The sequence below is a fragment of the Peribacillus sp. YIM B13481 genome (assembly GCF_042787985.1).
Taxonomy (GTDB): Bacteria; Bacillota; Bacilli; order Bacillales; family DSM-1321; genus Peribacillus; species Peribacillus simplex_A.
Genome location: NZ_JBHZPE010000093.1, coordinates 1 through 8,585, shown reverse-complemented (window position 1 = coordinate 8,585; position 8,585 = coordinate 1). Strand labels below are relative to the sequence as shown.

The 8,585-nt window shown below is 33.9% G+C and carries 8 protein-coding genes and 2 pseudogenes; 9 read left to right on the top strand and 1 reads right to left on the bottom strand.

Features of this window, described 5'->3' with window-relative positions; translation table 11 throughout:
- The first annotated feature begins 93 nt into the window (after window positions 1–93).
- The gene (locus ACFX4X_RS24655) at window positions 94–1,530 is read left to right on the top strand and encodes a hypothetical protein (protein ID WP_377387371.1); all 1,437 of its coding nucleotides are present in this window, start codon (window positions 94–96) and stop codon (window positions 1,528–1,530) included.
- A 168-nt stretch (window positions 1,531–1,698) separates the two neighbouring features.
- Here the strand turns inward: ACFX4X_RS24655 and ACFX4X_RS25580 are convergent, their stop codons facing one another.
- Window positions 1,699–1,830 carry a hypothetical protein gene (locus tag ACFX4X_RS25580; protein ID WP_483878231.1) on the bottom strand — a complete coding sequence of 44 codons (132 nt, stop codon included), beginning with the start codon at window positions 1,828–1,830 and terminating at the stop codon, window positions 1,699–1,701.
- Window positions 1,831–2,429: 599 nt separating this feature from the next.
- On the opposite strand from ACFX4X_RS25580, the gene ACFX4X_RS24650 reads away from it, so the two are divergent.
- From ACFX4X_RS24650 to ACFX4X_RS24615, 8 genes and pseudogenes are all read left to right on the top strand, one after another.
- Window positions 2,430–4,154: a T7SS effector LXG polymorphic toxin gene (locus ACFX4X_RS24650; protein ID WP_377387368.1), complete on the top strand. Its 1,725-nt coding sequence runs from the start codon at window positions 2,430–2,432 to the stop codon at window positions 4,152–4,154.
- A 21-nt stretch (window positions 4,155–4,175) separates the two neighbouring features.
- Window positions 4,176–4,520, top strand: coding sequence for a tRNA-Val4 (locus ACFX4X_RS24645; protein WP_377387365.1), 345 nt, complete (start codon window positions 4,176–4,178; stop codon window positions 4,518–4,520).
- A 326-nt stretch (window positions 4,521–4,846) separates the two neighbouring features.
- Window positions 4,847–5,056: pseudogene (locus tag ACFX4X_RS24640) on the top strand (bacteriocin immunity protein); the annotation flags it as partial.
- Window positions 5,057–5,175: 119 nt separating this feature from the next.
- Window positions 5,176–5,622, top strand: coding sequence for an SMI1/KNR4 family protein (locus ACFX4X_RS24635; RefSeq protein WP_377387362.1), 447 nt, complete (start codon window positions 5,176–5,178; stop codon window positions 5,620–5,622).
- Window positions 5,623–6,279: 657 nt separating this feature from the next.
- Window positions 6,280–6,546 carry a hypothetical protein gene (locus ACFX4X_RS24630; RefSeq protein ID WP_377387359.1) on the top strand — a complete coding sequence of 89 codons (267 nt, stop codon included), beginning with the start codon at window positions 6,280–6,282 and terminating at the stop codon, window positions 6,544–6,546.
- Window positions 6,547–6,980: 434 nt separating this feature from the next.
- Window positions 6,981–7,406 (top strand): annotated as a pseudogene (locus ACFX4X_RS24625) (hypothetical protein); the annotation flags it as partial.
- Window positions 7,407–7,412: 6 nt separating this feature from the next.
- On the top strand, window positions 7,413–7,850 hold the full coding sequence (locus ACFX4X_RS24620; RefSeq protein ID WP_340860151.1) for an SMI1/KNR4 family protein: 438 nt from the start codon (window positions 7,413–7,415) through the stop codon (window positions 7,848–7,850).
- 156 nt (window positions 7,851–8,006) lie between these two features.
- Complete coding sequence (locus ACFX4X_RS24615; protein WP_377387356.1) at window positions 8,007–8,393, top strand: immunity 22 family protein; 387 nt, start codon at window positions 8,007–8,009, stop codon at window positions 8,391–8,393.
- The last annotated feature ends 192 nt before the right edge of the window (window positions 8,394–8,585 follow it).

Below are 8,585 nucleotides of genomic sequence, written 5' to 3'. Positions count from 1 at the left end.
ACAAGCCATTGAAGATCGAATTAGGAATACAGCTTAAGATTTAACTTTTTAGTGTCCAAAATATTGACCCAAATCCAATAGGGAGGGTTTATTTTGAGTAAAACAAAAAAAATATTAAGAGGTAGTTTTGTTGTAATTTTGTCTTTGCTTTTATTCTTTAGTAGTTATTCTGTTAATTTTTTTGCCAAAGCTAATGAAATGAAAGAAACCACGAATGATTCATCGGAAGAAAAGAATATAGTTATTATTGCTGATGATGAAACAAGCACAGAAGAAACCGTGAATACTGTTGTTGAAGAAAATAGTGATCCGGAGTTTGAAGATATCCAAGATAAAGTTGATAATAATGAATTGAACGTTAGTGTTGTTTCCCCCGAAAATAATCAAGATCTTGAGAAATCAAATTCTATTGCTGCTGATGCCGCTGTTGTAGAAGGAAATAAATCATATAAAGATTTTTTGAAAGCTGAATTAGAAGATGGTAAAAGAGTATTTCTTTACGGTGATGTTCAAGCAGAGGAATATAAAGAAATCTTAGATTTAGATAAACTTACCGTTAAAGAAAATGATGGACAGTTAGAATTTGGTTTGAGCGAAGAAGAATTGAATGAAAAAGCAATTGAAAATGGTAAGGAATTCGTTGACGAAAGTGCGGATGTATCTAATGATTCTGAACATTCAGACGATGAAGTGAATGAAAAAGGTTCTCTTGATGCTGCTGATTCTGAATTTACAAGTCATGTTATAGGATATACAATAGACAAAAGTCAAGAACTTCAGTTTGTAGATGTTTCTATTAATAATTTTGATGAAAATGGTAATTCAATTCCAAACACAAATAAAATGGTGTTACAAGAGGTTATAAATACTCAATCAGAGATTATTGATACTGAAAATGAAATTAATCAAGAACAAAATACAACTGATTCTTTTACTTTTATTACTAATAATAAAGTAAAAGCAGAAAGTGTAAGAGTTAAAAACAAATATAGTTTGGTGGAAAAAGGATATCGTCTTGGACTTTTGGTTGCTAGAATGGATACAGATTGGCACTTGTACAAGCAAAATAGCGAAAAGAGTAAAAAATATGATTATTTCACTTTAAAACCTGTAACTCAAGTCACAAGTTATAAAGGAATATGGGCTAGATCTATTTATACAGATATAGATATACCAGCGGCTTCAGATCAATTAGACGATTGGGGTCCTATGGGAGACAGAGGGACGTCTTCAATTTCATTGTCACTAGGATATCCATTTTCAGTAGGGATTTCCATGAATTTTGGTGAAAATCTAAAAATTGATGATCGATCTAGTTTGGCATATGATTATGCTAGATGGCAGTTAAATGATGGAGCAACGGATTTAAATAGAAATATAAGTGGAAAAACATTTAACCCTGCTGCTGGTTGGGCTTCAACAGGAACATATGCTAGAGCTGGATTAACTGTTGTAGGTAAATTTGATAATTATATAACACTAACTACTAAATCGAATGTAAGTTATGATTATTCAAAGGCCACATACTAAAGAGAGGTAATAGGTTTCCATGAATACAACTTTTAAAATAATTCTTTTAATATTACTGAGCATTTTAATAGTGGTTCAAATATTTATGACGAAAGCAGTATTTGATGTTGTCGACCAACTGACAAATATTTCTCAGACATTACCTGGTATATTGGACCGATAAAGTTATCAAGAAAACGACACTGCCATTTTAATTGGTAGTGTTTTTTGTTTAGAGGGTAGTCTTAATAATAAAAGTAATTTTAATAGGGTTACAGGGTCAATACTTGGACGGCCAACATCGGAATACATATCTTCCACAAAAGGATAAAAACGAAAAATCGATGGTGGGCTTTATTTTACGCTATAGCAATCATTTTAAATTTGTTCTTTTTAAATGAAGTATGTTTAGTTAGCATTATCGTAACCACAAGTATATTTTGATATTTCCTTCTAAATAAAAACTAGAACCTGCACTAAAGCTTATATTACTTCGTGGTCCGTCTAGTCTGACAGTTCTTTCTCAAGCATCAATTATGTCAGATATGTGGAGTGAAGTGACGGCTGATGCTGATTTCAAGAAGTATATTAGTAGCTCAAAAGTGGGTAGAATTAAAGACCAGTTTATATGTCATGCGGCTAATAGAACCGTGACGAAGTTTAATATCATAGGATATTTTTTAATAGGAATATCTATAACAACTTATCTTCTTGTTGGATTGTATATGACCGGAAAAGGATATTATTCAGATGGACACGCCCCAGAAAGGTTGCTTTCTTGTTAATTCTTGAATAAATGAAGAAACTCTTCTAAAATATATTTAGTCCATAATTTTACAGTCAATAAAAATATTACATAAATAAGAAATCTTGTAATCTCTAAGATTTTATAAGAAAAGTAGTTGAAAGGACTTTCCAATATGTCTATGATTTACGAATCTCAAACACTAGTTTCTGCAATGCAAACGCGTGTCGGACAATATAAGGACCTAAAAGAACAGCTCACGGAATTAAAAAAAGGATTTGAGAGCATCGTTAATTTGGATGATGAGCTACAAGGTCAAGGCGCAGAGGCCATTAAAGGGTTTTACAAAGCACAAATCGATGTCGTGGATTCTTGGCTGCGTCTGATCAATCGGCATGTTGCCTTTTTAAGTGGAATTCAAGGAGATACAATCGAAGCTAACCTTAGTGAAACCATAGTTACGGTTCCTTTTTTAGAGGAAGAGCTGGAAAACGCCAGTCGAAATTCCAAGGAAATGGTCACAGCCCAGAAAAATGATCTGAAAAAAATATTTTCCGGAATTGATGATATCATTCAGTTAGAGCCTTTTTCCGATGATGCGTTCTTTGAAAATATCGAGAAGGCTGACAAGAAACGGACCCAAACGATAAACAAAGTAAACGAAATCGATCATAAGTGGACATCTGAATATGCCAAATCCGAAGAGGACCAAGCAGCAGTGACGGCACTCATGGAGCAATTGAAAGTATCCAGTACAAGGGGAGGAGTAGTATCCCCTCTCTATTTTAATGCAACAGCTTATAAAAATAGTGAAGCCTATAAAAACCTAGAAGTTAGGAAAAAAGAGACCGCGCAATATCTGAAGGTTAAGCAAGAGGAAGCAGAGAATCGCCGGATCAAAGACCTGAAGGCACAACTCGATGATGTCACAGGTCCAGATGAGTTCCTCAAAATCGCCAAGCAGATCGGGTACGAAAACTTAGCGCCCACCCAGCAGCAATATGTCATGCAGCTAGAAGCATCCAAGCAAACCGCAGACATCGCAAAAGGAATCGGCGTAGGCCTTTTTGATGTAGGTAAAGACTTCGTGACAGGAGTTTGGGATTTTGTCACAGATCCTGGCGAAACGGTTGAAGGTGTAGCAAATTCAATCATGCACCCGATTCAAACCTATAAATATATATCCAAGTCCATCTCCGACTCATATGAACGGGATATGGTAAATGGCGATGCCTATTCGCGAGCTCACTGGGTATCCTATGCCCTTGGAACAGTCGTCACATCAGTAGTTGGAACAAAAGGCGCAGGAGCTGTTGCGAAGACCGGGGTAGCCACTACAAAAGCGGCTGCAGTAAAAGGTGTTACGAAAGCAAAAGAATTCTCTATCCCTAACCTATTGCCATACAATCCTAAAAACCAACTGTCCTTGGCAGGGGGAGTACCTTATAATGTGGTTAATGGTGCGGGGTTAAAGGATCAGTTAATTTCTATGGCGAAAGTGGAGTCGGAAGTTAGTGGAGATGGTGGGAAAAAATTTACTATAGATACTATGAGGCATGTTTATCATGGAGAGATTAATCGACGTGGGAAGGCTGTTGGTTATCATCACGAGAGTATGATGGGTGGTAAGATAGTTCCAGGTACTGAAGAAACTCCAGATATCAACGGAGTATATAGAGCTAAGGTGGAAATAAATGGAGTGATGAAGATTGCAAAGTCAACTTTCTTTCCAAAAGATTGGGACAGGGTGAAGGTGAATAACGCTATTAACGAGGCTTTTGAAAACAAAATAAAAGATGGAAATAGATATGTTGGCAGAACTTCATCAGGAATTGATATTGGAATGTACTTAAACCGTGATGGGACAATAGCTACTGCATTTCCTTTATATAAAAATTAAATATCGGGAGATAATTAACTAATGAAATATTCGTATGAATTTACAAGAAACCCATTAGGATATCTAAGGATAATCCTACCACAAGAAATTAACCTTTTCTCAGACTTCATTGAAGATATTGTATTTGAAACAGAAGTGGATGAGTATATTGATATTGTTCGCAAAGTAATGGAAGGTGAATACGAAGAATTTGAAATAGAAGGGAATGCTACCAGTGTCTTGATAAAAAAAGATACGACGGTTCTTCACCACTTTTATATCTTCGATAAGCCAAATGAGAATGAAATGGAAACTGAACAATTTAAAGAACTAATGCTAATATGGAGAAACAAAATTCCAGAAAGATACAAAGAAACTGAGAATTAAGTTTTATAGATCTAGATAAAGCACTGGGATAACCAAAATTTAAAGAAGAGTTGATACAACCAATAAAAGTTGGTTCTATCAACTTTTATTTTGGAAGAAAAATAATATACCTTTATGTAATCCCATATCTAAACGAAAAAGCTCAAAAACATTACATAAAGCGAAGATTGCAATTGTCCAACTAGTTCAATTCTCTTCTAGCCGAATATATCACCATTGAATCCTCCATGTACCTGGTTATCTCATGAGCATGTGGTATTCTAAATACTTTAGGCCCTGCTTATCATTTTGGAAAGAGCAGTAATTAAGGGGAGGCAGAAAAAAAGAGTAAAAATTTATCTAAAGAGGAATTAGTTGAACTAGTAAATAAAATATGTAATCCTATGCTGGCTAATGAAGAAGTAAGTGGGAATATAGAAGTTTTAGAAGACAATGTTCCTCATCCTGCCCCTAGTGACTTAATTTTTTGGAATGATGAGGATTTAACACCAGAGGAAGTAGTAGAGATTGCCATAGTATACAAAGAAGGAAAATAATGAATTTAGAACACGTATTAGTAGAACCTTGAATGCCATTTACCATTCAAGGTTTCTTTTTTCGTGGGGCTACCCTTAATTAAAAGGAGTTTTTAAATCAAGATTAGTAGGTGATTTCGTTGAATTATTCAGCTTTACAGAAATTTATTAAACAGTATGGAAATGATGATGATTTTACAGATGGGGTAAGTGAAGACAAAGTTAAAGAAACTGAACAAAAACTACAGGTCTCATTACCGGAAAGTTACAAGTGGTTTTTAAGAAATTATGGGTATGGTGGACTTTTCGGTGTGGAGATAATTGGATATGGTTTTACGGGTCCAGCAGTAGTAGATGCTACCAAAGGTCATCAAAAGTATTATGATTTAAAAGATGGACTTGTGGTTATAGAAGATATTGATGAATTTGCCTATTGCCTCGATACTAATAAAATGAAAAATGGAGAATGTCCAGTTATTATGTGGGATAATCAGGAAGGCTATGGTCGAACACTTGCCGATAATTTTTTAGACTATTTAATCGAACGCCTTGAATGGGCAAAAGAAGATTGGGATGAAGATGAATAAGATTGGTAAAAGCTGAGGGTAATAGTTATTTATCATGATTTGTTATAAAGTAAGAAATGTTTTTATATAAGAAGAAGTGGATAGAGCCTTTCGAAAATCAAAGGGGCTATCCATTTTTATGTTCAATGGGATTTATCATACACCCATATTTACCGGAAAAGAGGAACAAAATAGTTAGGGAAAAGAATTAGTCCCAATTCCTAATCTATTACCTTACAATCTTAAAAACCAAATATTATTGCAGGGGCAGTACCTTCTAATACGGTTAATGGTACTGGATTTGCCATATTGGATAAGTGAATCATTTACTGATAGTAACTATAGAACTGTGATTACAGAAGAAAATATTACATTTATAGAACTTATGGTGGTGGTGCAAAAGCAAGTGGATCATTTGTAACTACTAGTCCATCTGGAAATAGAATAAATACAAAAATAAGTACGGCATTAGTACCAGATTGGAAAAATTCTAGGCAATATGAAGCTGTTATAGAAATACCAGAAGGACAAGTTTTAAATATAGGTAGAGTTGAAAAGCAATATACAAAAACTGGAGCATTACTAGAAGGCGATGGGGATCAAATATTATTACGACAAGGCTGGCCCTCTGAATGGATAAAAGAGACACGAGAGGTTCCGAGTAGATAGGAGGATATAATGGATAAGAAAAAGCAGTTAATTGAACAAATAAAAGTGGTGATAAATAAAATTGAGGAAGACTATGCTAAAGATATGAATAGTGGCGTTTTACAGCTTATATATATAAGATATAAGAAGGCATTAGAAATATTAGAGAATAATGAAGATATCAAGGAGATAAATATTTTGGGTGGTGTGCGTGCGTATATGGATAGTTATAATGACTATCAAAATCCGCTATTAGGTGAATTACATAAGGCTGAAAAAATAACTAAAGAATTATAAAAACATTAACACGCATCAACATAAATACAAATGAAAGAAAAGCTAAGCATATGTGAAGTGTACAGAAAAAGAAATGATCAATTTGAAGTTGAGACTCCATGATGGTTGTACCATCATTGACTACCTTTATACTTATATTGCTTTGGGAAAATAAGATACACGAGATTAGGCGAGATGACATTTTACTGGGCGACGAATAAACACAAGGAATGGATATTAAATTAACGAACTCATACAAACTTGTAAGTTTTAACGTAGTAGTTGCTATGATACAAAAGGTGTCATACTGTTACTATAAAACTTACAAAATTAATGCTATTTAAAAACATATTAACTTAGAGCGCTTGATTGTCTACGAAAGGCAACGAGTGCTTTTTTGTGTTTAAACGTGAAAATTTTAAAGATCATGAAGTGTCCAACATAGTTTAAAGATAAGAATTGATTACGATTTAGCTAAAGATTATATTAGAAATGTCGAGACAATAACAGGATTAAAGATTCATAAAGCACAAACGGAACAATTAAAGGAAGCTTTAAGGAATCATAAATTTGAAAAAATGACCCCAGTTGAGACTATGAAACATAGAAACAAGTTTAACAGTGTAAAAGACAAACTAATAAGTGAATGGGAAGGAAAAACAGGACAAAAATGGCCCCGTTATACTGAAGAAGTTTATGATAAGAACGGTAGAGTCGCAAGAGATATCGGGCAACCTTTTGATGCGCATCATATTATAGAAAATAATTTTGGTGGTCCACATGAATGGTGGAATATACATCCTGCCAAATTTCCTGATGAACATCAGGCAGGCATTCATGGTAAAGGATCTCCATCAAATAAATTGTTTCCAAGGAGGTAATTGATGGTGGCTAAATTTGATTATATTAAAAATAGTAATCATAAGTTTTTTCCATTAAAAGAAAAAGACCTTATAAAAGCAGAGGAAAGACTCGGATTTAACTTTCCCCCTGAACTAAGGGAGTTTTACTTAGAAGTTGGTTATGGTTTTTTTAAAGGCAATAACGAGAATTCAATAAGTAGATTAATGGATCCTGATACTATTGCAGATATTACACTAAGGGAAGGTATCTATGAGTATGACCCTGACTTAGAGGGGATTTATGAAGAAGCAGACAAACTTGTTTTTTATGAAGTAAACGAGGGTGTATATTTAACACTTGATTTAAATGATACTCAAAGGACCTCTGTACACTTCTTTGACAATAAAATAGCTGATTCATTAGAGAGTTTTATAAAAAAAGTTGATGAAGATAATGAATATTTTTTTGATATGATGGAGTAATAAATATTGAAACTTATCCTTGATTGGCAAAATGCCTTTCAAGGTTCCTTTTTTTGTAGGGCTTCCCAGTGCCCCGTTTATAATTTAAAGAATAGAAATAACTTTACTACTGAATGTCAATGTCTATGGTGGTTGAAACCCAATAGGAGGTAGCTTATGCAAAAAGAAGGATTTGTTTCATTTTGGGTAGGGAATATTAACTCATCAGAGGAATTAGACAATTTACTTGAAATTTCTTATACAGAAGATGGGGATTTAATTCCATCAATGTTTGCTCGAAGCTTTGGCATCGATAGATATGACGACGCTGTTAGAGAAGCGGATTTTTATGATGAAGCTGATAACTCGCTTAGTCGATTATTAGAAGGGTTCTCTTACGATGATGACATTATTCCTAAATTTTCTTCATTGTGTGACGCACAGTTGCCAAGACAGTATAATGTTGTAATTCTTTTATACAACTTTAAATATGAGGGAATAAAAAAGAAAACTACAATTAATAATAGTAATTTAGAGTTTTTAGGTGCAGTAGAATACTTGTAATTTAGATGGAAAACCTTGATTAGCTTAAGCTTTTCAAGGTTTTTTTATTTATTATAATATCCATCAAAGTTTAAAGTTATAGAGGTTGCCACGATTCTTTAACTTAGAGGAGATTGACTGGTATGTCAACACTAAATCAAACAACTTTTTTAAGGGCTAAGTTTCGATAAGCCACCGGACTTAAGTAGCCAA

What these genes read in the sequence shown, in the direction of transcription:
- ACFX4X_RS24650 (WP_377387368.1), top strand. Translation starts at nt 2,430, where the DNA reads ATGTCTATGATTTACGAATCTCAAACACTAGTTTCTGCAATGCAAACG.
- ACFX4X_RS24645 (WP_377387365.1), top strand. Translation starts at nt 4,176, where the DNA reads ATGAAATATTCGTATGAATTTACAAGAAACCCATTAGGATATCTAAGG.
- ACFX4X_RS24630 (WP_377387359.1), top strand. Translation starts at nt 6,280, where the DNA reads ATGGATAAGAAAAAGCAGTTAATTGAACAAATAAAAGTGGTGATAAAT.
- ACFX4X_RS24615 (WP_377387356.1), top strand. Translation starts at nt 8,007, where the DNA reads ATGCAAAAAGAAGGATTTGTTTCATTTTGGGTAGGGAATATTAACTCA.